This is a genomic window from Streptomyces formicae, assembly GCF_002556545.1.
GTDB lineage: Bacteria > Actinomycetota > Actinomycetes > Streptomycetales > Streptomycetaceae > Streptomyces > Streptomyces formicae_A.
In genome coordinates this window covers 6,640,517-6,666,822 of the sequence record NZ_CP022685.1, presented here as the reverse complement: position 1 = coordinate 6,666,822, position 26,306 = coordinate 6,640,517, and the positions used below count along the sequence as shown (strand labels likewise).

The following is a 26,306-nucleotide window of genomic DNA, read 5'->3' as shown; positions in this document are numbered from 1 at the left end:
GTCCGGCGGATTCCCTAGTCCCCGATGAGCGCGTCCACGAACGCCTCGGGCTCGAACGGCGCCAGGTCGTCCGCGCCCTCGCCGAGGCCCACGAGCTTGACCGGGACGCCCAGCTCGCGCTGGACCGCGACGACGATGCCGCCCTTGGCGGTGCCGTCGAGCTTGGTCAGGACGATGCCCGTGATGTCGACGACCTCGGCGAAGACCCGCGCCTGCACCAGGCCGTTCTGTCCGGTCGTGGCGTCGAGCACGAGGAGGACCTCGTCCAGCGGGGCGTGCTTCTCGACGACGCGCTTGACCTTGCCGAGCTCGTCCATCAGGCCGGTCTTGGTGTGCAGGCGGCCCGCGGTGTCGATGAGGACGACGTCCGCGCCGTCCGCGATGCCCTCCTTGACCGCGTCGAAGGCGATCGACGCGGGGTCGCCGCCCTCGGGGCCGCGGACCGTGCGGGCGCCGACGCGCTCGCCCCAGGTCTGCAGCTGGTCGGCGGCGGCGGCGCGGAAGGTGTCGGCGGCGCCGAGGACGACGGACTTGCCGTCGGCGACGAGCACGCGCGCGAGCTTGCCCGTGGTGGTGGTCTTGCCGGTGCCGTTGACGCCGACGACCATCACGATGCCCGGGGTCTCCAGGCCCGACTCGGTCTTGACCGCGCGGTCGAAGTCGGTGCCCTCGCCCGTACCGAGCAGCGCGACGAGCTCTTCGCGCAGCAGCGTGCGCAGCTCGTCCGGTGTACGGGTGCCGAGCACGCGCACGCGCTCGCGGAGGCGCTCGACGAGCTCCTGGGTGGGGGCGACGCCGACGTCGGCGGTGAGGAGCGTGTCCTCGATCTCCTCCCAGGTGTCCTCGTCGAGGTGCTCGCGGGACAGCAGCGTGAGCAGCCCCTTGCCGAGCGCGTTCTGCGAGCGGGAGAGCCGGGCGCGCAGCCGGACCAGACGTCCGGCGGTGGGCTCGGGGGTCTCGATCTCCGGCGCGGCCGGCGCCTCGACGACCGGCTCCTCGACGACCGGGGCGGATGCCGAGGGCTCGACGAGCGGGAGTTCCACCTCCTCGATCGTGCGGCGCGGTTCGTCGCGCGGCGTCTCGGCCTCGTCGCCGACCTGAGGCTCGGCGGAAGGGGCGGTGATGGTGGGCGTGCCGGACGGGGCCTGCGGGGGCAGCTGCTTCTTCTTGCGGCTGCCGATCACGAGCCCGCCGAGCGCGCCGATCACGACCACGGCGATGACTACAGCAAGGATGACGATTTCCATAACCCACCCAGTATCGGCCATGGCCCCGGTGGAGGCCCAGATTGTGTGTTCCTCCAAAGAACATATGCCTCGGGAGGGGTTTACTCGGACTAAAGTACGATGGAGCTCGCCGCATCAACGCGCGTAGAGTCCAACGCGATCAACCCCACCGACGGATCGCGACGTTGCGAGCCGAGCGAGAGGCACGGACCACCCCCATGAGCACCACCGCCGAATCCGAAGGCGCCCTCGAGACGCGCGGCCTTGAACCCGTCCCGGACGCCGAGCGCACGGGCCGGACCCGCGAGCTGTTCCCCACCTGGGTCGCGGCCAACATCAGCGTCCTGCTGCTCACCATGGGCGCGGGCCTGATCGTGTCCAACGGCCTGAACTTCTGGCAGGTCCTGGTCGTCGCGCTCGTCTCGCCCCTGCTGAGCTACGGCATGGTCGGCCTGATCTCCATCGCGGGCAAGCGCGGCGGCTCGCCGGGCATGACGCTCTCGCGCGCGGTCTTCGGCCAGCGCGGCAACCTCTTCCCCGGCGCGCTCATCTGGGTCGCCCGCTGGGGCTGGGAGACGATCAACGCGGTCACGGGCGCGTACGCGATCCTGACGGTCCTGAACATCTGCTTCGGCGTGGAGTCGAGCACCTGGCTGACCGTCGTCACGCTGGTCGCCTTCGTCGCCTGCACCTTCCTGATCAGTGGCCTCGGCCGCAAGATCCTGCACATCTGCAGCACCTGGTCGACGTACGCCTTCGGCGCGTTCAGCGTGCTCGTGCTGGTCTACCTCCTCGCGGAGACCGACTGGTCGGCCGTCTTCGACAAGCCCGCGGGCTCCACGGCGATGATGGTCGCGGGCGTCGGCACGATCGCCGCGGGCGGCATCAGCTGGGTGCCCACGGGCCCCGACTTCACGCGCTACCTGCCGCGCACCGCGTCGAACAAGCCGCTCGTCGGCCACGCCATCGGCGGCGCGGGCATCGTCGTCGTCCCGATGGTCCTGATGGGCGCGGTGATGGCCGTCTCCGACCCGAAGCTGTCCTCGGCACAGGACCCGGTCTCCTTCCTCGGCGAGCTGCTCCCGATGTGGATCGCGGTGCCGTACCTGCTGATGGCCCTGATCGGCATGCTGCTGATCAACTCGATGTCGATGTACTCCGCGGGCTTCACCGCGATGACGCTCGGCATCAAGGTCCCGCGCGCGTGGGCGGTCAGCGTGAACGCCGTCATCAGCCTGATCTTCGGCTACATCCTGATGAACGTGGCGACGAGCTTCATGGGCTCGTTCATCTCCTTCCTCACGCTGCTCGCGGTCGCCTTCTCCGCCTGGATCGGCGTCTTCGGCATCGACATGCTGCGCCGCAGGACGTACGACGGCGACGCCCTGATGGACACCAAGCGCACCAGCGCCTACTGGTACAAGGCGGGCTTCGCCTGGCAGGCCATGACCGCCTGGGCGATCGCCCTGGTGGCGGGCCTGCTCTTCACCAAGGTCGACTGGTTCAGCGGCCCGCTGGCCACGTCCTGGATCGGCCGCCACGGCCTGGGCTGGCTGGCCACGATCGTCATCGCCGCCGTGCTGTACGCGGTCCTGCCGAAGTCCCCGCTCGTCGAGAAGGACGCGGCAGCCACGGAGGGCAAGGGCGAGGGCGAGACCGAGCTGGTCTCCGCCTGACCGGTCCGCGCCCGCCCATCGGCTCGATCCGCGCCAAGTCGCGTACGACGGCATCCAACTTCCGTACGAGGCTACCCATCTGATGTGGGGTCAACTAGCGTCCCCCTTCGCCCGCCCACGCTCGGTGAAGGGGGACGTTTCCATGCCCGTCACAGTCGTACGCTTCAATCTCGTCGATCCCGCCGCGACGCCCGCCTCGCTGAACGAGCGCTACCAGGCAGCCCTGGAGATGGCCACGTACGCGGACGACCGGGGCATCTCCACCATCCAGACCGAGGAGCACCACGGCGCCGAGAACAACTGGCTGCCCTCCCCCTTCGCCTTCGCGGGCGCGGTCTTCGGCGCGACCCGGCGCATCGCGGTGACGGTCTCCGCGATCATCGGCCCGCTGCACGACCCGCTGCGCCTTGCCGAGGACATCGCCGTGCTCGACCTGCTCAGCGGCGGCCGCCTCGTCACCGTGGCGGGCATCGGCTACCGGCCCGAGGAGTACGAGCAGTCCGGCGTGGAGTGGCACCGGCGCGGCAAGCTCCAGGACGAACTCCTCGAGACGCTCCTCAAGGCGTGGACGGGCGAGCCCTTCACCTTCCGCGACCGCACCGTGCGCATCACCCCGCGCCCCTTCACCCAGCCCCACCCGATGCTCCTGGTCGGCGGCTCGTCGAAGGCGGCGGCCCGGCGCGCGGCCCGGTTCGGCCTGCCGTTCTTCCCGAGCGCGCACCTGCCCGAGCTGGAGGCGTACTACAACGAACAGCTCGTGGAGCACGGCACCGAGGGCTGGACGATGATGCCCGCCGCCGAGACCCCGCTCCTGCACATCGCCGACGACCCCGACCGGGCCTGGGCCGAGCACGGCAAGCACTTCCTGCACGAGGCGCGGACCTACGCCTCCTGGCAGAACAAGGACATCCGCTCGGCGGTGAAGTCGGCGGCCACGACGGTCGAGGAGCTGCGCGCCGAGGGCGTCTACCGGATCCTGACGCCCGAGGAGTGCGTGACGTACGCGAAGGGCGACACCGGGAGCCTGGTCCTGCACCCGCTCTCCGGCGGCATGCCCGTCGACGAGGGCTGGCGCAGCCTGCACCACTTCTGCGAAAACGTACTGCCCCGGCTCAAGGACAAGTAGACGAGTCCTTCAGCCGGGGCAGCTTCCTGATGAGGAGGGGGCAGCGGGGTTTAGCCCATCTCCTCCAGGGCCTTGCCCTTCGTCTCCTTGACGAACTTCATGACGAAGGGGATCGAGACGGCGGCGAAGGCGCCGTAGATGATGTACGAGCCGGTCAGCGACCACTCGGACATGCTCGGGAAGGTCTTGGTGATCGCGAAGTTGGCGAGCCACTGGGCGGACGCGGCCACACCGAGCGCCGCGGCGCGGATCCGGTTGGGGAAGATCTCGCCGAGCAGCACCCAGACCACCACGCCCCACGAGAGGGCGAAGAAGAGCACGAAGGCGTTGGCGGCGATGATCGCGGTCAGGCCCTGCGCGTTGGGCAGCGAGACGCTGTCACCGGATCCCGTCCGGTACGAGAACGCCCAGGCCATGGTGAACAGCGCCGCCGCCATGCCCGCGGAACCGATGATCGCCAGCGGCTTGCGGCCGATCCGGTCGACGAAGATCATCGCGATGACCGTACCGACGATGTTCACGATCGACGTCTCGAACGAGTACAGGAACGAGCTGGACGGGTCCTTGCCGATCGACTGCCACAGCTGGTTCGAGTAGTAGAAGATCACGTTGATGCCGACGAGCTGCTGGAAGACCGAGAGCCCGATGCCGATCCAGACGATCGGCAGGAAGCCGACCTTGCCGAGCAGGTCCTTGAAGGAGGGCTTGTGCTCGCGGTGCAGGCCCGCCTCGATCTCGGCGGCGCGCGCGTCCAGGTCGATGTCGGTGCCCTCGACCTCGCCGAGCACCTTCTTGGCCTCGGCGGTGCGGCCGACCGAGATCAGGAAGCGCGGCGACTCCGGGATGATGAAGGACAGCAGGCCGTAGAGGAGCGCCGGGACGACCATGACCCCGAGCATCCACTGCCAGGCCTCGAGGCCCATCAGCTTGCCGCGCTGGTCGCCGTCGGCCATGTTCAGGATGCCCCAGTTGACCAGCTGGGAGACGGCGATGCCGATCACGATGGCGGCCTGCTGGAAGGAGGCCAGGCGGCCCCGGTAGGCGGGCGGCGCGACCTCGGCGATGTAGGCAGGGCCGATCACCGAGGCCATGCCGATGCCGATGCCGCCGATGAGCCGCCACATCGTCAGGTCCCAGGCCGCGAAGGGCAGGGCCGAGCCGACGGCGCTGGCCGCGAAGAGTACGGCGGCGATCTGCATGCAGCGGATGCGGCCGATGCGGTCGGCGATGCGACCGGCGATCGCGGCGCCCACGGCACAGCCGAGCAGCGCGGTGGCGATGATCCAGCCGAGCATGTTGGCGTCGACGTCGAAGCGGTGCTGGATGGCGACGGTCGCGCCGTTGATCACCGAACTGTCGTAGCCGAAGAGGAAGCCACCCATCGCGGCGGCCGCCGTAATGAAGATGACATGGCCGAGATGGTCCGGCTGGGCCTGCCTGGCTCCGGATCCTGGCGCCTGCGATGTGCTGGTCACGTGTACTCCTCGGGCCACCGGCTGCGTTGCCGGGGGTGGGGGCGAGCTCTTCAAGTGGCGCACAACTTCACGCCGCCCACCACCTGAAGGTAAAAGCAACGTTGCAGAGACTATGCCTTCAAGTTTCGAAGTCAATAGGTGGACTGCTGTGAATTTGTGGGCAGCGTGAGGCTTCGTACGTTCAAGACTTGAACTGTCGAAGAGATGCCTAGCGGAGCCGCTGGCTGATCACCTTGGAGACGCCGTCGCCCTGCATCGAGACGCCGTACAACGCGTCCGCGACCTCCATCGTGCGCTTCTGGTGCGTGATCACGATGAGCTGCGAGGCTTCCTGGAGCTCCTGCATGATGCGGATGAGCCGCTGCAGATTGGTGTCGTCGAGCGCGGCCTCGACCTCGTCCATCACGTAGAACGGGCTCGGCCGTGCCTTGAAGATCGAGACGAGCAGCGCCACGGCCGTCAGCGACCGCTCGCCGCCGGAGAGCAGCGAGAGCCGCTTGACCTTCTTGCCCGGCGGACGCGCCTCGACGTCGACGCCGGTGGCGAGCATGTTGTCGGGGTCGGTCAGGATCAGCCGCCCCTCGCCACCGGGGAAGAGCCGCGAGAAGACGCCCTCGAACTCACGGGCCGTGTCGTGGTAGGCCTCGGTGAAGACCTGCTCGACGCGCTCGTCGACCTCCTTGACCACCTGGAGGAGGTCGGCCCTGGTCTTCTTCAGGTCTTCCAGCTGCTCGCTCAGGAACTTGTGCCGCTCTTCGAGCGCCGCGAACTCCTCGAGCGCCAGCGGGTTCACCTTTCCGAGCTGCTGGTACGCCCGTTCGGCCGACTTGAGCCGCTTCTCCTGCTCGCCCCTGACGAAGGGCACCGGCCTGTTGCGCGGGTGCTCCGGGTCCTCGGGCAGCTCCTCGCCCTCGGCGGCGGGCGAGGGCGGCACGGGCTGATCGGGGCCGTAGTCGGCGACGAGTCCCGCCGGTTCCACACCGAGTTCCTCCAGCGCCTTGGCCTCCAGCTGCTCGATCCGCAGCCGCTTCTCGGCACCGAGTACCTCGCCGCGGTGAACCGAATCCGTCAGCTTGTCGAGCTCGGACTTGAGCTCGCGGCCCTGGTTGCGCTCGGCGACCAGATCGCGCTCGCGCACCTCCTTGGCGCGCTCGGCGGCGACCCGCTCCTCCTGCGCCCGTACGAGGGACACCTCGACATGGGCGAGCAGCTGGCGGCCACCGGACGCGACGGCCCCGGCGACGGCCGCCTCGTGGCGAAGGCGCGCCTTGCGCTGCTCGGCACGCGCGCGTGCCTCACGTTCGGCGCGCGCGGCCCGGTCGAGCGATTCGGCGCGGCCCGCGAGCCCCTTCACCCGCTCCTCGTGCGTGCGTGCCTGGAGCCTGGCCTCCATCTCGGTCTGGCGCGCGTTGGCCCCGTCGGCGGCGAGCCGGTCGCGCACCGAGGTGTCCGGCTCCTCGTCGGCCGGCGTCTCCTCGGCCACGGCGAGGCGTTCGGCCAGCTCCTCGGCCTCCTCGACGGCCCGGTCGAGGGCGTCCTGCGCCTTGGCGGCGGCAGCGGTGCTGCGCTCGGCCTCGCCCGCGGCGCCCCGCGCCTGTCCGGCGAGCCGTCCGAGCTGCTGCGCGACCGACGACTTCTCGCGGTCCGCGGCGCTGCGCCGCTGCCCCAGCTCGTCGACGAGCCGGGCACACTCCGTGCGGCGCTCGGTGGCGGCGCGCTGGGCGTCGGCCAACTCCTCGCACTGCTCGGCGAGTTGCTCCAGCTCGGCGGCCGCCTCGTCGACGGATGCCTGCACTTCGAGCAGGCTCGGCGCGCCGGCGGAGCCGCCGTGCGCGAAGTGCGCGCCGAGCAGGTCGCCCTCGGCGGTGACGGCGGTCAGCTCCGGATGCGCGTAGACGAGGTCCTCGGCGTCCTCCAGGGTTCCCACGGCGACGACGTCGCGCAGCAGGCGCCGCACGGCGGGCATCAGCTCATCGGGTCCCCGCACCAAGTCGGCGGCGTACGGCGGCCCTTCGGGTCGCTCCGGCCGTACGTCGTCGGGGGCGCCGCCGAGCAGCAGCGCGGCGCGCCCCGCGTCCTGCTTGCGCAGCAGGCGGATGGCCTCGGCCGCGGTGCTGGGGCCGCTCACGGCGATCGCGTCGGCACCGGCGCCGAGCGCGGCGGCGACCTGCACCTCGAACCCCGGGGCGACGGTGAGGAGTTCGGCGGCAGGGCCGAGCAGCCCGACCAGTTGTTCCCGCGCGGTGAGCAGCGCGCCGGTGCCGTCCTTGCGGCGCAGGCCGAGCGCGAGCGCCTCGTGGCGTGCGGCCACCGCGGCCCGCTTGCGCTCCACCGCGGTGGCCGCCTCCCGTGCGACGGTGAGGGCGGCCTCGGCCTCGGCGAGGCCCTGCTTCGCCGCGTCGTGCCGCTCGCCGAGCTCCGCGTCGTCCGCGTCGAGCCCGTCGACCTCGGCCTTGAGCTGCTCGTACTCCTCCTGTGCGGCGACCGCGCGCTCGGCGGCCTCGTCGCGCGCGAGGGCGAGCCGGTCGATCTCGGCCTGCGCGGAAGCGGCCCGCGAACGCGCCGCGTTGACCTGCCCGCCGAGCCTGGCGAGCCCTTCGCGCCGGTCGGCGATGGCCCGCGCCACGTCCTTGAGCCTGCGCTCCTCGACCGCCAACTCCCTTTCGAGCTGGGCCCGGTGGGAGACGGTGTCGTCGAGCGCGTGCTCGGCCGCTTCGAGCGCGGCCGTCAGCTCGGCCTCCTGCTCCCTGATCCTGGCGGCCTCGCGCTCCATGTCCTCGGGGTCGCGGCCGCGGCGCTCCTCGGGGGGCGCGGCGGTGGCGCTCTTGACCCGGGCGTCGGCCAGCGACACGGTGCCGCGCACCCGCTCGGCCAGCTGCGACAGGTCGTACCAGGTCTGCTGGGCGCGCTGAAGGCGTGGGGTGAGCCGCCGCACTTCCTCTTCCAGCTGCGCCTCGCGCTGCTGGGCGGCCCTGAGCTCGGCCTCGGCGCTCTCCTTGCGCTGCTTGAGCGCGGCCTCGTCGGCGACCTCGGCGTTGAGCGCCTCGCGCAGCCGTACGAGGTCGTCGGCGAGCAGCCGGAGGCGGGTGTCGCGCAGGTCGGCCTGGATGACGGCGGCCCTGCGCGCCACGGCGGCCTGTCTGCCGAGAGGTTTCAGCTGGCGCCGCAGCTCGTCGGTCAGGTCCTGGACGCGGGCGAGGTTGGCCTGCATGGCGTCGAGCTTGCGCAGCGCCTTCTCTTTGCGCTTGCGGTGCTTGAGGACGCCCGCGGCCTCCTCGATGAAGGCACGCCGCCCCATCGGGTCGGCGTGCAGCACCCCGTCCAGCTGTCCCTGTCCGACGATGACGTGCATCTCGCGGCCGATGCCGGAGTCGGAGAGCAGTTCCTGGATGTCGAGGAGGCGGCAGGTGTCGCCGTTGAGCTGGTACTCGCTGCCGCCGTTGCGGAACATGATCCGCGTGATGGTGACCTCGGCGTACTCGATGGGGAGCGCGCCGTCGGAGTTGTCGATGGTGAGGGAGACCTCGGCCCTGCCGAGCGGTGGCCGCCCGGTGGTGCCGGCGAAGATGACGTCCTCCATCTTGCCGCCGCGCAGCGACTTGGCGCCCTGCTCACCCATGACCCAGCTGAGCGCGTCCACGACGTTGGACTTGCCGGAACCGTTCGGTCCGACGACGCAGGTGATGCCCGGCTCGAACTTCAGCGTCGTGGCCGACGCGAAGGACTTGAAACCGCGCAGGGTCAGGGCCTTGAGATGCACGCCGTCGGACTCTACCTTTCACTGACCGTTTCACCCATGAAGGTGCAGGGCACATCAGACGTAAAGAAAGCAGCGTACGCGGGAGCGAGAAAGACAAGAAAGAAGGGACGCCGAAGCGTCCCTTGCAGATCTGGAGACAAGCGGCTGACACGAACAGCCCGACCACTTGTTGCTTACGAGACGCCTTTGCTGGGAGGCCCCTCGCAATCACTGTTCAAGCAGTGGTCAGGTGAGCGCAGGCTCCGCCTGGGGTACGTCGATGCTCTCCAGGAGCGATTCGTGAGAAGCGGCAGCCGCGAGCGCGTCGTTCTCGGCCTGGATCCTGACGAGCTCGGATTCCAGGTCCTGGACGCGCTGCTGGAGCCGTCGCATCTCGGCGAGGAGTCGCGGGTCGCTGCCGCCGACGTAACCGAGAAGCGCCTTTGCCATGATGGATGGTCCTCCACACTGAGTGACCGACCGAAGCGGTGTGGGTCGTGAGGGAATCGCACCCGCGGTGCTTGGCACTCGTTGTTACTTGCTGGTCTTGCTGGCCGTTCTCACATGCCAAACAGCTAAGGTGCGCGGGGATTCCAGAGTCTCACCAAAAAGTTTGACGGTCAACACGATCACGCCCCGTATTGGCGGGCGGCCCGGGCGCGCGCGGCCCTGGAACGGGCGGCGCTGCTACTCCTTCGGGGCCCTGGGGGCGTGGAGATCATCCTTACCTGGGGAGCCTGCCACGACAAGCGATTCTTGGCAACCACCAGGTCTTTTCTGCCTCAGGCAACTGCCCGCGACACCCCCGCCGGGCCGACGCCGACCCCTCGGGGAGGCGTCCGCCCGGGTCAGGGTCAGCGGATGGCGAAGCTCTCGTATATGCCACGTGGTGTGTCCCAGATCTCGGTGACCCCGTCGACCCGCCCGGGTGTGTCGCCCTCGCGGAGCCAGTCGAGCAGTGCCTGACAGCCGGTCCTGGGGCCCTCGGCGACGACCTGCACGCGGCCGTCCTCCAGATTGAGAGCAAAACCACTCAGGCCACCGATCTCCAAAGCCTTGGCCCGGGTGAACCAGCGGAAACCCACGGCCTGTACGCGTCCTCGCACCCAGGCGGTGAGTCGCACGTCTTCGTTCATGGGTGCACGCTAACCGGCCAATTGCTCTGGAGGCACTTCGCCCCCATCTGCCATCGCGTACAGTCCGGATTCGATGAGCCTCACCCGTATGGGCGAGTCACGTTGATCGTAAGAACGAAAGGCCAGGAGATGGGACGCCACAGACGCTCCGGCGCTGGGCGGGACGCCGACACCCCCGAGAATCACCCGGGAACGGTGTCGCACCGCCGCCGCGGGGGCCGGGCCTCCAAGCCGGTCCGCACGGGCCTGCTCGGTGTCTCCGCCGCCGTCGCGATGGGTGCCGTCGCGGTCGCCTCCGGCGTACTGCCCGGCGGCGACAACTTCCAGCTCGGCGGCAACGAGCCCGCCAAGGTGCGCTCGGCGGGTTCCCCGAGCGCGGTCGACACCCAGGGCGGTGCGGACGGCACCGCCGAGCGCGGCGAGGCGTCCGCGCCCAGCCGTGGTGCCGGACGGCCCGAGGCCCCCTCGCCGACCCCCTCCAAGGCCGACCCGAAGCCGTCGAAGACGCCGGACGAGCCCGCCGAGAAGCCGACGCCGAAGGCGCCGAAGCCCGACGCCGACAAGAAGAAGACGCCGAGCCCCTCGCGTACGCCTCAGGAGAAGGCCAAGGCTCCCGCGCCGAGCGAGCGGGCCCCGTCCGCCGAGAGCGCGGCCGAGGCCGAGGTACTCACCCTGGTCAACCAGGAGCGGGCGAAGGCGGGCTGCCGCCCGGTGCGCGCGGACGACAAGCTGGCGAAGCTGGCGGGCGACTTCAGCGCGGACATGGCGGCCCGCGACTTCTTCGCCCACACCGACCCGGACGGCGCGACCCCCTGGGACCGCGCGGAGAAGGCAGGCGTCCCCGACCTGGGCGGCGAGAACATCGCCCGCGGCCAGGCCAACGCCCGGTCGGTGATGGACGCCTGGATGAACAGCGAGGGCCACCGGGCCAACATCCTCAACTGCGACTACAAGACCATGGGCGTCGGCGTGCACTTCGGTGCCGGTGGGCCTTGGTGGACGCAGGACTTCGGGTTCTGACGGCGCGGGAGCGCGCTCGCTCCCGCGCTCGCCGTTGAGCTCATCGCCGAGGTCAGGCGGCGACCGCCGCGCGCCCCGCGAGGAACGTGCGGGCCGTCTCCGTGACGCGGCGGCCCAGGTGTTCCGCCGTGGCGATGTCCGCCTTGTGGACCGCTTCGGGGCCCTCGTCGGAGTTGGTCTGGGCGGCGGCTCCGGAGAAGAAGCCGAGGCGGTTGAGGTCGTTCTCGGAGCCGGTGGTGGAGTTCCAGCCGGGGAGCAGGCCGAGGTTCACCCAGTGCATCGCGTGCTGCGCGGCGAGCGTCTGGAAGTACTGCAGGGTGTGCAGCTTGTCGCCGCTCTTGGAACCGGAGTTGGTGAATCCGGCGGCCAGCTTGTCCTGCCAGTCCCTGCCGAACCAGCGCTTGGACGTGGCCTCGGCGAAGACGTGGAAGGCACCGGACGCGGTGCCCATGTAGGTGGGCGAGCCGAAGACGATCGCGTCGGCCGCGTCGAGCAGCTCCCACCCGGCCTCGGTGATCTCGTCGACCTTGATCAGGTGGACGGTGGCGCCCGCGTCGGCTGCACCGGCGCGGACGGCCTCGGCGACGACGGCGGTGTGGCCGTAGCCGGAGTGATAGGCGATCGCGACAACAGGGCTGGTCATTTCGGGCGTACTCCTCATGCGAAGGCGAGTCGTGGCGGCCTCGGCGAGGCACGAGAAGAAGGAAAGCACTACCTTTTGGTTAGCGCAACCCGTGAGTTAGCGCTGCGCGGGAGTATGGTGTCTTCATGGATGCCACGGACCTCGCCTACGACGTGTTCGCCAAGCAGTGCCCGTCCCGGACCACGCTCGAACACGTCACGGGCCGCTGGGGCGCACTCACCCTCGGCGCCCTGCACGACGGCACGTTCCGCTTCAACGAGCTGCGCCGCCGCGTCGACGGCGTGAGCGAGAAGATGCTGTCCCAGACCCTGCACGCGCTGGAGCGCGACGGCCTGGTGCTGCGCGACGCGCAGCCCACAAACCCGCCCCGGGTGGACTACCGGCTCACGCCGCTGGGACGCGAGATCGCCGAGCGGCTGCTGACCCTGATCCGCTTCGTGGAGGGCAGGCAGGACGACGTACTGAAGGCGCAGCAGAGTTACGACGAGGCGCGCGGCGGCCGCTGACAGCGCGGGCAGAAGTAGCTGGACCGGTTCATCCAGGGGCGCCTGCGGATCGCGGTCCCGCACCGGCGGCACGGCTCGTCCTCACGGCCGTAGGCGTCCAGGGACCGGTCGAAGTAACCCGACTCGCCGTTCACGTTGACGTAGAGACTGTCGAAGCTGGTGCCGCCGACCGCGAGGGCCGCGTTCATCACGTCCCGTACGTGGCCCAGGAGTTCGGCCGTCCGCGGGCGCGTGAAGGTGCCGGTGGGCCGCTCGTAGTGCAGCCGCGACCGCCACAGCGCCTCGTCCGCGTAGATGTTGCCTACGCCGCTGATCAGCGACTGGTCGAGCAGCGCCCGCTTGATCGTGGTGCGCCGCCCGCGCAGCGCCACGTGGAACGCCGCGTCATCGAACGCCTCGTCGAGCGGATCACGCGCGATGTGCGCGATGACGTCCGGCAGCCCGTCGGCGGTGTTGTCGTGGAGCGAGAGGCCGCCGAAGGTGCGCTGGTCGACGAAGCGGAGCTCGGTGCCCTGCGCGTCGTCGAAGCGGACCCTGATCCGCAGGTGCTTCTCGTCGTCGGCGTCGTGCGGCTGCACCAGGAGCTGGCCGCTCATGCCGAGATGGGCGAGCACGGACTGCGCGGAGTCGGCGAGCGGCAGCCACAGGTACTTGCCGCGCCGCCGCGCGAGCCCGATCCGGTGCCCCTTCAGCCGCGCCCCGAAGTCCTCGCCCCCCGCGACGTGCCGCCGCACGGCACGCGGATGCAGCACCTGCACGTCGGAGACGACCCGCCCACTGACCCAGCGCTCAAGGCCGCGCCGTACGACTTCGACTTCGGGCAGCTCGGGCATGTCCGCTCCGGGGCGATGAGAGGTGTGGGGAAAAGGGTGGTGCCGGTCACCCCTGAACAGGAGCGACCGGCACCAAAGGATAGGCGGCCGTCAGGCCGAGGGGGTGTCGGCGGTCCCCTCGGACTGCGCAGCAGCGGCGGCGGCTTCCGCCACCTTCAGCCGCTCGTCCGCCGCGGCGCGAATCGCGCGCCACGCGGACTCCGCGGCCTGCTGCTCCGCTTCCTTCTTGCTGCGGCCGGTGCCGGTGCCGTACGAGACGCCTCCGACGCGGGCGGCAGCAGTAAAGGTCTTCTCGTGGTCCGGGCCGCTCTCCGTGACGAGGTACTCGGGCACGCCGAGGCTCTCCATCGCGGTGAGCTCCTGAAGACTGGTCTTCCAGTCCAGGCCCGCGCCCAGGTTCGAGGACTTTTCGATCAGCGGGTCGAAGAGCCGGTGCACCAGCTCACCCGCCGCGTCCAGACCCTGGTCCAGATAGACCGCGCCGATCACCGCTTCGAGGGTGTCGGCGAGGATGGATGCCTTGTCCCGGCCTCCCGTGCCCTCTTCGCCCCGGCCGAGCCGGATGAAGGAGCCGAGTTCGAGGCCGCGGCTGACCTCCGCCAGCGCACGCGAATTGACCACCGCGGCCCGCAACTTGGCCAGCTGGCCTTCGGGCAGGTCGGGGTGGGTTCGGTACAGCGTGTCCGTGACGACGAGACCGAGCACGGAGTCCCCGAGGAACTCGAGGCGCTCGTTCGTCGGCAGACCGCCGTTCTCGTACGCGTACGAACGGTGGGTCAGCGCACGCACCAGAAGGGCGGACTCGAGCTTGTACCCGAGCCGCCCTTCCAGAAGCGTGTGGGACGAGGCCGTTGTCTCCGCCAATTTCTTGGCGTCTTCCGCCTTCTTGGGGCTAGACACGGTGCCTCTCACCAGCCGCTCAGACCTCGAGGACCTGGCGCTTGTTGTAGGTGCCGCAGCTCGGGCACGCGATGTGCTGCTGCTTGGGCTCCTGGCAACGCTCACACGAAACCAGGGTGGGGACCGCAGCCTTCCACTGCGACCGGCGGTGGCGCGTGTTGCTGCGCGACATCTTCCGCTTCGGAACAGCCACGGCTACTTCTCCTGCTTCTCGTCGGCGTGCGCTGATCGAGGCGCGCCGCCGCTCATCTCGTCCTTCTCGCCGTCCTGGATGGTCCCGGCGAGTCCTTGCAGTGCCGCCCAACGGATGTCGACGGCTTCGTGGTGGTGGTCCGGGTCGTCCGCGAGCCGCACTCCACACTCGGAGCACAGGCCCTGACAGTCGTCCTGGCACACCGGCTGCATCGGCAGTGCGAGCACCACCGCATCACGCAGCACAGGCTCGAGGTCGAACAAGCCGTCCTCGAGATAGAGCCTGTCCTCGTCTTCCTCGGCGTCGTCGGCCGGTTCCGCGGTGCGGCCCCGGTCGTCGGCGTCAGGGTACGAGAACATCTCCTGGAAGTCCGCGTCGAGCTCAAGCTCGAGCGGCTCCAGACACCTTACGCACTCCCCCTCGGCCGATGCACGGGCGGTGCCTGTGACAAGCACCCCTTCCATGACCGATTCGAGGCGGATCTCCAGCTCGACCGGGGCGCCCTGCGGCACTCCGATGACCCCGTCGATGCCGAAGGCGGCCGGCGGACCGGGCGCTTCGACCTCGCGGGTCAGCCGCTGCTGCGCACCGGGACGCCGACCCAGCTCGTGTGTGTCGAACACGAGGGGGTTGCGGTGGTCGAGGCGCGTACTCAGGGCTTTTCCTGCTTTCGAATCCTGGAAGTTCATACGAGGGGCCGCCGCACTGACGCGGTGGGAACACCGCTTGGGTGGGCAGCCCGGGTCGCGGACGTATGCGCGACCGAAGAGCCAGGATACTGGACCATTCGCTCTCGGCCCAATCCGACCCTGATGCGCCCCTCAGCGGCCCTGCTCGTACTGGCGCAGCTGCTCGGCGCTGATCATGGTCGTGTCGAAGAGGCTGGTCTCCTCAAGGGCGGCGGGCGCCTCGTACCGAGGCTGCTCGTAGCCCTGCTGACCCGCCTGCTCGTAGCCCTGCTGACCGCTCTGGTCGTAACCCTGCTGACCGGGCTGCTGATAGCCCTGCTGCTGGTATGCGTACTGATCCTGCTGCTGATATACGGCGTAGGGGTCCTGCTGGCCGTACGCCTGCTGCTGGTACGCGTACTGGTCCTGCTGCTGGTACCCGTACGGATCGGGCTGCTGCTGGGGCGGGTAGGGCTGCTGGGCCGGGGCCGCCGCCGGGACCGGCGGGGCCTGCTCCGGCGCCTGCGGGACCGGCTCCGCGGCGGCCGCGGGGCCCGCGAGGTCCGCCAGGTACTCGGCATCCGTGGTGTGGCCCTGGGCGCCGCCCGGCTCGCCGAGGGTGCCGAGCTCGTCGGCGGGCGCGCGGCCGTGCAGGGTCTGGCGGCCTCGGCCGACGGCCTCCAGGGTCTTGGCGAGGACCGCCTCGAAGGCGCCGAGCTTGGCGTCGACGTACGCGTCGGCGTTGCGGCGCAGCGTCTCGGGGTCGTGGCTGCGCTCGGGGGCGTCCTCGTCCTCGTACCCCTGCTCGTCCAGGCCGGGGCCCGTGCCGAGGAGCTTCTCGCGGCCCCGGCCGACGGAGCCGAGGGTCTTGGTGAGGACGACCTCGAAGTTGGCGAGCTTGCTGTCCACGTAGTCGTCGGCCTCGGCGCGGACCTCCTCGGCGGCCTGGCGGGCCTCGCTGAGGATGCGCTCGCCCTCGCCCTGGGAGCGGCGGGCGACCTCCGTGTCGGAGATCAGCGAGCCGCGCTCGGCGTGCGCGGTCTCGATGATCCGCTCCGCCTCCTGGCGGGCCTGCTCGACCAGCTGTTCGCGGCCCCCGATGAGCTCCTGGGCCTGCGCGAGGGAACCGGGCAGCGCCTGGCGCACCTCTTCGAGCATCGAGAGCAGATCGGCGCGGTTGACCACGCACGAGGCCGACATGGGCATGGACCGGGCACTGCCGATCGCCTCGACGATCTCGTCGATCTTCTTCTGCACGTCCACCGTGTGCTCGCCACTCTCTACAGCTGGTTGTGAGACGGACGGGACGACTGTAAGGCCATGGGGCGCCCGCCCGACACCGAGTGACGAGCCGTCAGCGGGTTACTTCTTGCCCAGGCGTTCGGTCAGGGCCTCGTGGACGAGCGGCGGCAGCAGGTGGGCGACGTCGCCGCCCCAGGCCGCGACCTCCTTGACCAACGAGGAGGACAGGAAGCTGTAGGTGGGGTTCGTCGGCACGAACAGGGTCTCGACGCCCGAGAGTCCGTTGTTCATCTGGGCCATCTGGAGTTCGTAGTCGAAGTCGCTGACCGCGCGCAGGCCCTTGACGATGGCCGGGATGTCGCGCTGCTTGCAGAAGTCGACGAGGAGGCCGTGGAAGGACTCGACCTCGACGTTGCCGAAGTCGGCGGTGACCTCGCGGATCATCTCGATCCGCTCCTCGATCTCGAACAGGCCCTTCTTCGACTGATTGATCATCACCGCGACGTGCACCACGTCGTACAGCTTGGAGGCGCGGGCGATGATGTCGAGGTGTCCATTGGTGATGGGGTCGAATGACCCCGGACAGACGGCGCGGCGCAACGTGAGTCCCTCGCTCTCCGGTCCGGTCATGGCGCGATCGCTGAGTCGTCGCACGTAGAGGCGGCGCGACCGTACCAAAACGTCCCTTCGCCGTAGCGACGGGACCTGAGGGGCTCGAAACCCTCCGGCCAGCCGAATTCTCCGCCTCTTGTACTGCGTTCAACGGTGACGAGCGCGTCGTCCGTGAGCCAGCTTTCCGAGCGGAGTGTGAGCAGGATCTCCCGAAGATCGTCATCGCTGACGGCGTACGGAGGATCGAGGAAGACGAGGTCGTACGGGGTGGTGGGGGTGCCGGAGCGGACGATCTGGGCGGCTTTGCCCGCTCTGACCTCGGCGCCCGGCAGGCCGACCGCCCGCACGTTCTCCCGGATGGTGCGGGCGGCCCTCGCGTCCGCCTCGACCAGCAGGGTGTGCCCCGCGCCCCGAGAGAGCGCCTCCAGGCCGACGGCCCCCGAGCCCGCGTAGAGATCGAGGACGCGGGCTCCGTCGAGCGTGCCGTGGAGGGCCTGCCAGGTGGAGAAGAGGCCCTCGCGTGCCCGGTCGGAGGTGGGGCGGGTGCCGTTGCCCGGCGGTACGGCCAGGCGGCGTCCGCCGGCCGTACCGGCGATCACGCGGGTCATCTGATTCCTTCTGGCTCGCTGGTGGGCGCCCCTTCGATGGGCTCACCCCACGATATGGCGTGCACGGGCCTCACCCCTTGTCGAGGTACTGCTCGCGCTCGGCGTCGAGCAGCGCGTCGAGGGCGGTGCGCAGCGCGGGCAGGCGCTCCAGGTCGGGGTCGGCGGCGACCACGGTGACCGCCTCGTCCCTGGCGGCCGCGATGACCTCCTCGTCCTCGATGACGGCGAGCATCCGCAGGCTGGAGCGGACGCCGGACTGGGCCTGGCCGAGCACGTCGCCCTCGCGGCGCTGCTCCAGGTCGATGCGGGAGAGCTCGAAGCCGTCGGTCGTCGAGGCGACGGCACCGAGGCGGGCCCGTGCCGGACTGGCCTCGGGCATGTCGGTGACCAGGAGACAGAGGCCCGCGGCCGAGCCACGGCCGACGCGGCCGCGCAGCTGGTGCAGCTGGGAGACGCCGAAGCGGTCCGCGTCCATGATCACCATCGCGGTGGCGTTCGGGACGTTGACCCCGACCTCGATGACCGTCGTCGCGACCAGGACCTGGGTCTCGCCCGCGGCGAAGCGGCGCATCACCGCGTCCTTGTCGTCGGGCTGCATGCGGCCGTGCAGGACCTCGATCCGCAGGCCCTGGAGCGGGCCGTGGGCGAGCTGCTCGGCGACGTCGAGGACGGCGAGCGGCGGCCGCTTCTCGGCGGTCGCCTCCTCCTCCGCCTTCTTCTCGGCCTTCTTCTTGGCCGCCTTGGCCTTCTTCGGGTCGGCGGACTCCTCGACGTCATCGCCGATGCGGGGGCAGACCACGTACGCCTGGTGGCCCTTCTCCACCTCCTCGCGCACGCGCTCCCACGCGCGGGCGAGGAAGTGCGGCTTGTCCTGAGCGGGGACGACGTGGCTGGCGATCGGCGAACGCCCGGCGGGAAGCTGGTCGAGGACGGAGGTCTCCAGGTCGCCGAAGACGGTCATCGCGACCGTGCGCGGGATGGGGGTGGCCGTCATGACCAGGAGGTGCGGGGGCTGCTTGCCCTTGCCGCGCAGGGCGTCGCGCTGCTCGACACCGAAGCGGTGCTGCTCGTCGACGACGACCAGGCCCAGGTCGTGGAACTGGACCTTGTCCTCGATCAGCGCGTGCGTGCCGATGACGATGCCCGCCTCACCGGTGACCAGGTCGAGCAGGGCCTGCCGACGCCCCGCCGCGCCCATGGACCCGGTGAGCAGCGTGACCTTGGTGGCCTGCTCCGCGCCGCCCAGCATCCCGCCCTCGGCGAGCTCGCCCATCATCTCCACGATGGAGCGGTGGTGCTGCTGGGCGAGGACCTCGGTGGGCGCGAGCATGGCGGCCTGCCCGCCCGCGTCCACGACGGCGAGCATGGCGCGCAGGGCGACCATGGTGTTGTGCGTCACCGTGAAGTTGTCGGTGATGTACGCCCGGCTCGGGTGGTCGACGCTGATGCACTGGACCGGCTTCCGCCCGACGAACTCGGCGCTGCGGATACCTCGTCGGAACGTGTTGTACTTCGGCCTCGGGCACACGCGCTCCGCCTTGCGCGTCAGCCGGAACGGCATGTACTCCTCGGGCAGCGCGATCGACACGTTGAAGGCGGCCTGCTTCGGCAGCACCCTGGCCCGGCCGCCCAGCGAGCGCACGAGCCAGGCGACGTCCTCGGCGAGCCGGAGGGACGCCGAGCACAGCGAGATGCTCAGCCCGTCCGACTCAATCGTGCCGTCCGTGTCCAGCAGCCCCTGCAACAGGGCCAGTCGATTCTTGATCGAGGTGTTCTTGAAGATCTCGGGCACGAATTTTCCGTGCGAGGTCACGCCCCACAACTCCAGGTCGCGAAGCGCTTGGATGACCGGATTGCGCACACCTCCTGCTCGGTGTGCCAGCTGAATCGTGTAGTCGCACGAGGAGCCTGCCACGGGGACCAGGCGGCATTCCGGTGCCACGGCGTCGACGGCCGCGTCGTGGATCTCCCTGTCGACCGTGGACAACCTCAAGTTGTGGCGAAACGACCCGTCTCCCAACAGCAGGCCGAAGAGGTAGGGGTCGAGCGGCAGCGGCTCGTCGTGCCCCAGGTCGGTCGGAGCCGCGGCGGGGAGGTACCACTTCGAGGAGCCGTTCGCCTTGAAGAGGTCGAGACGGATCTCCTTGGTCGTCAGGACCTTCGGCGACTGGCCCCGGTGCCAGCCACAGCTCGTGCCGACGATCCAGAGATGCTCGTCGTCACACTCGACGGAACTGCCGTCGGAAAGAGTCAGGCGCCATACGTCACGCTCTCCCTGAGGGAAGACGCCGCTGACGACGGCGGGCTCTCCCGTGGGCACGACGACGACGTCGCCGGTCCGCATGTCGCCCATCGGTCGGAAGCCTTCGGGAGTCAGCACCAGCGAGTCGAGCGGCTGTGCCTTACCGGAACCGACCTCCCCCTGCAGCAGCCGGTGCATCGGGTGTTCGGTCGCGAGGTCGTCGAAGATCTCCTTCGAGACCTTCTCCTGGCCCTCGGTGAGCGTGAAGGGCAGCTTGGCGTCGAAGGCGTCGAGGAGGCCGCCGTCCTGGGGTCTGCGGGCGACGGCGGGCAGTTGCGCGTCCGCGTAGCGCCGCCTGGCCAGGGCGACCTGGAGGACGAACGCCTCGTCCCACTTCAGGCGGTCCCTCGCGGCGGCGACGTCCGCCTTCGAATGCGGCCGGTGGATCTTCAGGAGGGCTTCGGTGAGCGGGACGAGGCCGCGGCCGTCGCGGAGCGCGGGCGGCAGCGGGTCCACCGCCTCCTGGGCGCTGGGCAGCACCATGTCGACCGACTTGGCGATCTTCCAGGACTCCAGCTTGGCGGTGGCCGGGTAGATCGGCAGGAGCGCGCCCGCCCAGGAGCCGACGGCCTCGCCCACCTCTTCGGCGTCGGCCTTCAGCAGTTCGTACGCCGGGTGGGCGAGCTGCGTCTTGCGGTTGAAGACCGAGACCTTGCCCGCGAACATCGCGCGGGTGCCGGGCAGCAGGTCCTTGTGCGGCTTGTGGATGCCCCGGCCGAAGAAGACGAGCTGGACCTGGCCGCTGCCGTCGGTGATCGTGACTTCGAGGCGCTGGCCCCTGCCGCCGTTGAACGTCAGGACGCGCGCGCTCGCGACCTGCGCGACCACCGTGACGTGCTCGTCCAGCGGCAGTTCGGCGAGGCGGGTGAGCTCGCCCCGCTCGGCGTACCGCCGGGGGTAGTGGTGCAGCAGGTCGCCGACCGTGTGCAGGTCGAGGTGCTCGGCCATCACCTTCGCGGTGGCGGGACCGACCACTTTCTTCAGGGGTTCTTCGAGCGCGGGCACGAGATCCATTGCACACCACGGCACTGACAATCCGCCGTACGTCCCCCGAATCCCGCGTACGTCCGCCGGATCCGGGGACGTGAGCGGGGCGCTACTCCACGCCGATCAGCAGCAGCGCCGACTGGCGGCCGCCGCGGTAGACCACGGTGTCGACGGCCAGATACGCCTCGCGCACGTGCTTCTCCAGATGCTCCGCGACGGTGTCGGGCACGGATTCGCCCAGCACGAGCGTGACCATCTCGCCGCCCGCCGACAGCATCCGGTCCAAGACGCCCGCGGCGGTGCGCGCGACCTCCGAGCCGATCACCGCGACGTCGCCGTCGATCAGGCCGAGGACGTCACCGGCCTGGCAGATGCCCGCCATGGTCCACGACTGCCGCTCGGCGACGGACAGTTCGCCGTACCGGGTCGCGCCGGCCGCCGACGTCATGGCGACGACGTCCTCGTCGAAGCGCCGGTCCGGCTCGTGCACGGCCAGCGCCGCGATGCCCTGGACCGCCGAGCGCGTGGGGATCAGCGCGACGCGCACGCCCTCCGTGCGGGCCTGGGCGGCCGCCGCGGCCGCGGTGTGCCGCAGCTCGGCGTCGTTGGGCAGGAGCACCACCTCGCGCGCGTGGGCGCGGCGGATCGCGTCGACGAGTTCACCGCTGGCGGGCGGCTCCCCCACGCGCGTGGGCACGGTGGTCGCCCCCGCCTCCGCGTAGAGGCCCGCGAGGCCCTCTCCCGGCACGACGGCGACGATGGCCCGCTGCGCGCGCTCCCGGGGCGGCTGGGGGGTGGTGTGCGCGTCGCCCACTCCGAAGTGGGTGATCCGGATGCGGTGCGGGCGGCCCGCCTCCACGCCCGCCTCAACGGCCGCACCCGCGTCGTCCACATGGACGTGGACGTTCCACAGGCCGTCGCCGCCGACCACGACGAGCGAGTCTCCGAGCCGGTCGAGGCGGGTCCGCAGCCGGGCGACGGCCGCGTCCTCCGCCTCCAGGAGGTAGATCACCTCGAAGGCGGGGCCGCCCTCCTCCACCGGCGGGTCGTCGCACTCGACGGGCTCCACGCGTGCGTGGCCGCCGCCGCTCCTGGATACCGCGCTCTTGGCGGCCGCCCCCTTGGGCACCGCGCCCCTGCGCCCCACCGTCTCCCCCGCCAGGGCGCCCACCAGCGCCCCCAGGACCGCGACGAGTCCGCTGCCGCCCGCGTCGACCACTCCCGCGCGGCCGAGCACCGCGAGCTGTCCCGGCGTCGCGTCCAGGGCCGCGCGTGCCCCTTCGTACGCCGCCCTGGCCACCGCCTCGCAGTCCCCTTCGGCGGTGGCCGCCGCGTCGGCCGCCGCGGTGGCCACCGTCAGGACGGTGCCCTCCACCGGGTGGGCGACCGCCTGGTAGGCGGACTCGGCGGCCTGCCGCAGCGCGCGCTCCAGGGTGTACCCGTCGACGTGATCTGCCTCACGGTCCCCGGTCTGCTCCGCCCCGAGGTCGTCGCCTTCGCCCTCGGCTCCGCCGATCACCTGCGCCATGCCCCGGAGCAGCTGCGACAGGATCGTGCCCGAGTTCCCGCGGGCCCCGATGAGCGCTCCGTGGGCCATCGCGCGCACGGTCTCGGCCAGCGAGGGGAGGGCCGGTTCGTGGCCGGTGAACACGGCGTCGACCGCCTGGGAGGCCGATTCCACGGTCAGATAGAGGTTCGTTCCCGTGTCCCCGTCCGCGACGGGATAGACGTTGATCGAGTCGATCTCCTCGCGGGCCCTGCCGAGGGCGTCCAGAGCCAGTCGGGACCAGGCGCGCACCGCGACCGCGTCGAGGTTCTGCGGCACCTGTTCGCCTCCTTGACCATCCGGAATGGACGCAGCGTAGACCCAGGGTGAACACGGGGGCCGGGGCGGGGGCCGGGCGGACCGTGGTAGTTTCGTTGTACCGAAGCAGTCGTTGTATGCTGCTCCGGTTGCCCGATACTCATCGGGACATTCCTCCTGGCAACGCCACCCCGATCATTGCACTGATCCCGGCATGCCGGGTTTAACCGTAAGTGCATCTGAAGTCTTTGGAGTGACCCGTGGCTGCCAACTGCGACGTCTGCGGCAAGGGGCCGGGCTTCGGCAACAACATCTCGCACTCGCACCGCCGTACGCCCCGTCGCTGGAACCCGAACATCCAGCGTGTGCGTGCCGTGGTGAGCGGGACGCCGAAGCGCCTCAACGCTTGCACCTCGTGCATCAAGGCCGGCAAGGTCTCGCGCTGACGCCAGCGCGGCCACCTAGCTGGTTGCTGAATCAGCCGGTTCCCTTCGGGGGACCGGCTTTTTCGTATGCCCGCACGCCCGTCCCCACGCGCGCGTGGCGCCTGCCAGAATCTGGCGGATGCGCTTCGGCATCCTCGGCCCGCTCGACGTACGCTCCCCCGACGGCACCCCGCTGGACCCCGGAGGGCCGCGCCCCCGCGCGTTGCTCACGCTGCTGCTCCTGGACGCGGGCCGCGCCGTCCCCCTCGCGCGGCTGACCGACGGGCTCTACGGGGACGAGCCGCCCGCGGGCGCCGCGAACGCCCTGCAGTCCCAGGTCTCCCGGCTCCGCAAGCGCCTCGCCCTGGACATCGAGGCGGTCCCCACCGGTTACCGCCTCGCGGTCTCCCCCGAGGACGTCGACCTCCACCGCTTCGAGCCCCTCGCGCGCGAGGGGCGGCGGCTGCTCGGCTCCGGTGATCACGCGCGGGCCGCCGCACTCCTGAGGGAGGCGCTGGGCCTGTGGCGCGGCCGCCCGCTCGCCGATCTGCCGGACGCCGCCGCCCTCCTCACCCGCCTCGACGAGATGCGCCTGGCCGCCGTGCAGGACAGGGTCGACGCCGATCTCGCGCTGGGCGGCGGCCCCGATCTCGTACCGGAACTGCGGGAGCTGCTCTCCGGGCAGCCGCTGAGCGAGCGGCTGTACGGGCAGCTGATGCGGGCGCTGCACGCGAGCGGGCGGCCCGCGGAGGCGCTCGCGGTCTACGAAGAGGCGCGGCGCGCGCTCGCCGACGCCCTGGGCACCGATCCCTCCGCCGAGCTGTCCGCGCTCCACCTGGAGCTGCTTCGGGGGCAGGAGCCCGCCAGGCAGCGGGGCGTGCCCGCGCAGCTGACGCGGTTCGTCGGGCGGGCCGACGAGCTCGCCAGGATCGGCGCGCTCCTCGCGGACGCCCGCCTGGTGACGCTCACCGGGCCCGGCGGCGCGGGCAAGACGCGGCTCGCCGTCGAGGCCGCGCGGACCCTGCCGGACGTCTGCTTCGTGGAGCTCGCGCCGCTCGCCGACGGGGCCCAGGTGCCGTACGCGATCCTGACCGCGCTCGGGGTGCGGGACGGTCTGCACGCGCCGGGCGGTGCCGCCACCGAGCGGCTGCTGTCCGCGCTGCACGGGCGTGCGGTGCTGCTCGTCCTGGACAACTGCGAGCACCTCGTCGACGCGGCGGCCGAGGTGGCCGGGCTGCTGCTCGCCGACTGCCCCGGGGTGCGGGTCCTCGCCACCAGCCGCGAGGCGCTCGGCATCACCGGGGAGGTCCTGTGCCCGGTGCCGCCGCTCGCCGCCGGGCCCGCGGCCAGGCTCTTCGCCGACCGGGCGGCCGCCGTACGGCCCGATCGGGCGGACGCCGACGACGAGCACCGGCGGCGTCTCACCGACGAGATCTGCGCGACCCTCGACGGGCTTCCGCTCGCCATCGAGCTGGCCGCGGCCCGGCTGCGCACGCTCACCCTGGACGAGCTCGCCGCGCGGCTCGGCGACCGCTTCCGGGTGCTCTCGCGCGGCGATCGCACGAAGGCGCCCCGGCACCGCACGCTGCGCGCGGTCGTCGAGTGGAGCTGGGAGCTGCTGGCGGACGAGGAGCGGGAGCTCGCCCGCCGTCTGACGGTGTTCCCCTCGGGAGCGACGCTCGACGCGGTGGAGGCCGTCTGCGGGATCCCGTACCCGGAGGACCTGCTCGCCTCCCTCGCGGAGAAGTCGTTCCTCGACGTGGTCGACGGGCGCTACGGCATGCTCAGGACCATCCACGCGTTCTGCGCCGGGCAGCTCGCCGACGCGGGCGAGGAGGACCGGCTGCGGGACGCGCACGCCGCGTACTTCCTGGCCCTGGCGGAGCGGGCCGAGCCGATGCTGCGCGGCGGGGACCAACTGCCGTGGCTGGCCCGGCTCTCCGCCGAGCGCGGCAACCTGGACGCGGCGCTGCGCAGGCTGACCCACTCCGATCCACGCGGCGGCCTGCGGCTGCTGGCCGCCCTCTCCTGGTTCTGGCGGCTGCGGGGCCTGAACGGGGAGCGGACGGCGCGTGCCGTCGAACTCCTGGACGCGGTCGGCCAGGAGCCGCCCGAGGGCCTGGCCGAGGAGTACGTCCTGTGCGTGATCAACACGCTCGCGGGCGACGGCGCCGACCCCTCGGAACCGGCGCGCCTGGCCCACGCCGACCGTCTCGTCGCCGGACTCGAAGGTCCGCTCAGACTGCCGCACCTGATCGTGCAGTGGTCGGTGACGGGCGGGCCCGCGCACAGCGAGAGCGCCCGCGTGCGCGCGCAGGTCGGCGACCATCCCTGGGGAGTGGCGCTGCTCGATCTCGGCCTGGGCTTCCAGGAGCAGTTCGCGGGCCGTCCCGACGCGGCGGACGCGGCGTTCGCGCGGGCCCTCGCCGGGTTCAGGGAGACCGGGGACCGCTGGGGCATGGCCAACTGCCTGGATCCGCTGGCGATGTTCGCGCACTGGCGTGGCGAGCGGGACCTGGCCATCGGCCTGCTCGACGAAGGTCTCGCGCACGTCGGCGAGTTGGCGGCCCCCGAGGAGACCGCCGATCTGCTGCACCAGCGGGCCACGGTCCTGCTGTACCGGGGCGATCTCGCGGAGGCCGCCGCCCACTACACGCGCGCCGCCGACCTGGCCCGCACCGCGGGCGTCCCCGACAAGGTGGCGACGGCGCTGCGCGGGCTCGGTGACGTGGCCCGGCGCCGTGGGGACACGGCACGCGCGCGTGAGCACTACGAAGCGGCCCTTCAGGCGTACGCCGCCAACTGGTTCAGCCTCGGGCAGAGCGTGCGGACGCTCGTGGGCCTGGGCCGCGCCGCGCTCGCGGAGTCCCGTGCCGAAGAGGCCGCCGACTGGTTCGAGCAGGCCCGCGTCCTGGCCTCGGACACCGGTGAACGCGCCGACGTGGCCGAGGCACTGGCGGCCGTCGCCACGGACCCCGAGGAGTCCGCCCGGCTCCTCGGGGCCGCGCACGGCCTGCGCGGCACGGCGATCGCCGGTGACCCCGACGTCGTGGGCGTCGCGGACGCGGCCCGCGCGCGGCTCTCCCCGCAGCGCTACGCGAGCGCCTTCGAGCAGGGCAGGCGCCTTCGGTCAGCGGCGGTCAGCCAACGGTAGGCGAACGGTCAGCGCCTCCCCCGACGCTTCC

21 protein-coding genes are annotated in these 26,306 nt (G+C 71.1%); 6 read left to right on the top strand and 15 right to left on the bottom strand.

Translation table 11 applies throughout. The annotated features are described in order from the left end of the window. Positions 1 to 14: 14 nt before the first annotated feature. Positions 15 to 1,247: a signal recognition particle-docking protein FtsY gene (gene ftsY / locus KY5_RS29290; RefSeq protein ID WP_098245034.1), complete on the bottom strand. Its 1,233-nt coding sequence runs from the start codon at positions 1,245 to 1,247 to the stop codon at positions 15 to 17. A 197-nt stretch (positions 1,248 to 1,444) separates the two neighbouring features. Between ftsY and KY5_RS29285 the strand changes: the two genes are divergently transcribed. Both KY5_RS29285 and KY5_RS29280 read left to right on the top strand, forming a co-directional pair. Then, positions 1,445 to 2,902, top strand: a complete 1,458-nt coding sequence (locus KY5_RS29285; protein ID WP_098245033.1) for a purine-cytosine permease family protein — start codon at positions 1,445 to 1,447, stop codon at positions 2,900 to 2,902. 142 nt (positions 2,903 to 3,044) lie between these two features. Then, positions 3,045 to 4,028, top strand: a complete 984-nt coding sequence (locus KY5_RS29280) for an LLM class flavin-dependent oxidoreductase (RefSeq protein WP_098245032.1) — start codon at positions 3,045 to 3,047, stop codon at positions 4,026 to 4,028. 50 nt (positions 4,029 to 4,078) lie between these two features. On the opposite strand, the gene KY5_RS29275 is transcribed toward KY5_RS29280, so the two are convergent. The 4 genes from KY5_RS29275 to KY5_RS29255 form a co-directional block, all read right to left on the bottom strand. Next, positions 4,079 to 5,503 carry a sugar porter family MFS transporter gene (locus KY5_RS29275; RefSeq protein ID WP_098245031.1) on the bottom strand — a complete coding sequence of 475 codons (1,425 nt, stop codon included), beginning with the start codon at positions 5,501 to 5,503 and terminating at the stop codon, positions 4,079 to 4,081. A gap of 208 nt (positions 5,504 to 5,711) precedes the next feature. Then, entirely contained in the window at positions 5,712 to 9,263 is a 3,552-nt protein-coding gene (gene smc / locus KY5_RS29270; protein WP_098245030.1) for a chromosome segregation protein SMC, read from the bottom strand. 225 nt (positions 9,264 to 9,488) lie between these two features. Then, entirely contained in the window at positions 9,489 to 9,692 is a 204-nt protein-coding gene (locus KY5_RS29265; RefSeq protein ID WP_098245029.1) for a hypothetical protein, read from the bottom strand. A 404-nt stretch (positions 9,693 to 10,096) separates the two neighbouring features. Continuing rightward, entirely contained in the window at positions 10,097 to 10,378 is a 282-nt protein-coding gene (locus KY5_RS29255) for an acylphosphatase (RefSeq protein WP_098245028.1), read from the bottom strand. Positions 10,379 to 10,507: 129 nt separating this feature from the next. Between KY5_RS29255 and KY5_RS29250 the strand changes: the two genes are divergently transcribed. Next, complete coding sequence (locus KY5_RS29250) at positions 10,508 to 11,398, top strand: CAP domain-containing protein (RefSeq protein ID WP_098245027.1); 891 nt, start codon at positions 10,508 to 10,510, stop codon at positions 11,396 to 11,398. A gap of 52 nt (positions 11,399 to 11,450) precedes the next feature. On the opposite strand, the gene KY5_RS29245 is transcribed toward KY5_RS29250, so the two are convergent. Continuing rightward, entirely contained in the window at positions 11,451 to 12,041 is a 591-nt protein-coding gene (locus KY5_RS29245; RefSeq protein WP_098245026.1) for a flavodoxin family protein, read from the bottom strand. 125 nt (positions 12,042 to 12,166) lie between these two features. On the opposite strand from KY5_RS29245, the gene KY5_RS29240 reads away from it, so the two are divergent. After that, on the top strand, positions 12,167 to 12,547 hold the full coding sequence (locus KY5_RS29240; protein WP_098245025.1) for a winged helix-turn-helix transcriptional regulator: 381 nt from the start codon (positions 12,167 to 12,169) through the stop codon (positions 12,545 to 12,547). Here the strand turns inward: KY5_RS29240 and mutM are convergent. The 9 genes from mutM to KY5_RS29195 form a co-directional block, all read right to left on the bottom strand. Then, complete coding sequence (gene mutM / locus KY5_RS29235) at positions 12,520 to 13,380, bottom strand: bifunctional DNA-formamidopyrimidine glycosylase/DNA-(apurinic or apyrimidinic site) lyase (protein WP_098245024.1); 861 nt, start codon at positions 13,378 to 13,380, stop codon at positions 12,520 to 12,522. The two genes, KY5_RS29240 and mutM, sit on opposite strands and share 28 nt — an antisense overlap. A gap of 90 nt (positions 13,381 to 13,470) precedes the next feature. After that, entirely contained in the window at positions 13,471 to 14,292 is an 822-nt protein-coding gene (gene rnc, locus KY5_RS29230; RefSeq protein ID WP_199843289.1) for a ribonuclease III, read from the bottom strand. Positions 14,293 to 14,299: 7 nt separating this feature from the next. Continuing rightward, the gene (gene rpmF / locus KY5_RS29225) at positions 14,300 to 14,473 is read right to left on the bottom strand and encodes a 50S ribosomal protein L32 (RefSeq protein ID WP_026165248.1); all 174 of its coding nucleotides are present in this window, start codon (positions 14,471 to 14,473) and stop codon (positions 14,300 to 14,302) included. Positions 14,474 to 14,475: 2 nt separating this feature from the next. Continuing rightward, positions 14,476 to 15,162, bottom strand: a complete 687-nt coding sequence (locus KY5_RS29220) for a YceD family protein (RefSeq protein ID WP_098245022.1) — start codon at positions 15,160 to 15,162, stop codon at positions 14,476 to 14,478. Between the two features lie 132 nt (positions 15,163 to 15,294). Further along, positions 15,295 to 16,404: a cell division initiation protein gene (locus KY5_RS29215; RefSeq protein ID WP_098245021.1), complete on the bottom strand. Its 1,110-nt coding sequence runs from the start codon at positions 16,402 to 16,404 to the stop codon at positions 15,295 to 15,297. A 99-nt stretch (positions 16,405 to 16,503) separates the two neighbouring features. Beyond that, the gene (coaD, locus tag KY5_RS29210) at positions 16,504 to 16,983 is read right to left on the bottom strand and encodes a pantetheine-phosphate adenylyltransferase (protein ID WP_199843647.1); all 480 of its coding nucleotides are present in this window, start codon (positions 16,981 to 16,983) and stop codon (positions 16,504 to 16,506) included. Between the two features lie 26 nt (positions 16,984 to 17,009). Beyond that, positions 17,010 to 17,603: a 16S rRNA (guanine(966)-N(2))-methyltransferase RsmD gene (rsmD, locus tag KY5_RS29205; RefSeq protein ID WP_098245019.1), complete on the bottom strand. Its 594-nt coding sequence runs from the start codon at positions 17,601 to 17,603 to the stop codon at positions 17,010 to 17,012. 70 nt (positions 17,604 to 17,673) lie between these two features. Further along, positions 17,674 to 20,919, bottom strand: a complete 3,246-nt coding sequence (locus KY5_RS29200) for a helicase-related protein (protein WP_098245018.1) — start codon at positions 20,917 to 20,919, stop codon at positions 17,674 to 17,676. Positions 20,920 to 21,001: 82 nt separating this feature from the next. Continuing rightward, a complete protein-coding gene (locus KY5_RS29195) occupies positions 21,002 to 22,744 on the bottom strand; it encodes a DAK2 domain-containing protein (protein ID WP_418952883.1) in 1,743 nt (580 codons plus the stop codon). 212 nt (positions 22,745 to 22,956) lie between these two features. On the opposite strand from KY5_RS29195, the gene rpmB reads away from it, so the two are divergent. Continuing rightward, positions 22,957 to 23,142, top strand: coding sequence for a 50S ribosomal protein L28 (rpmB, locus tag KY5_RS29190; protein WP_016642993.1), 186 nt, complete (start codon positions 22,957 to 22,959; stop codon positions 23,140 to 23,142). Positions 23,143 to 23,260: 118 nt separating this feature from the next. Beyond that, positions 23,261 to 26,275, top strand: a complete 3,015-nt coding sequence (locus KY5_RS29185; RefSeq protein WP_098245016.1) for a BTAD domain-containing putative transcriptional regulator — start codon at positions 23,261 to 23,263, stop codon at positions 26,273 to 26,275. The last annotated feature ends 31 nt before the right edge of the window (positions 26,276 to 26,306 follow it).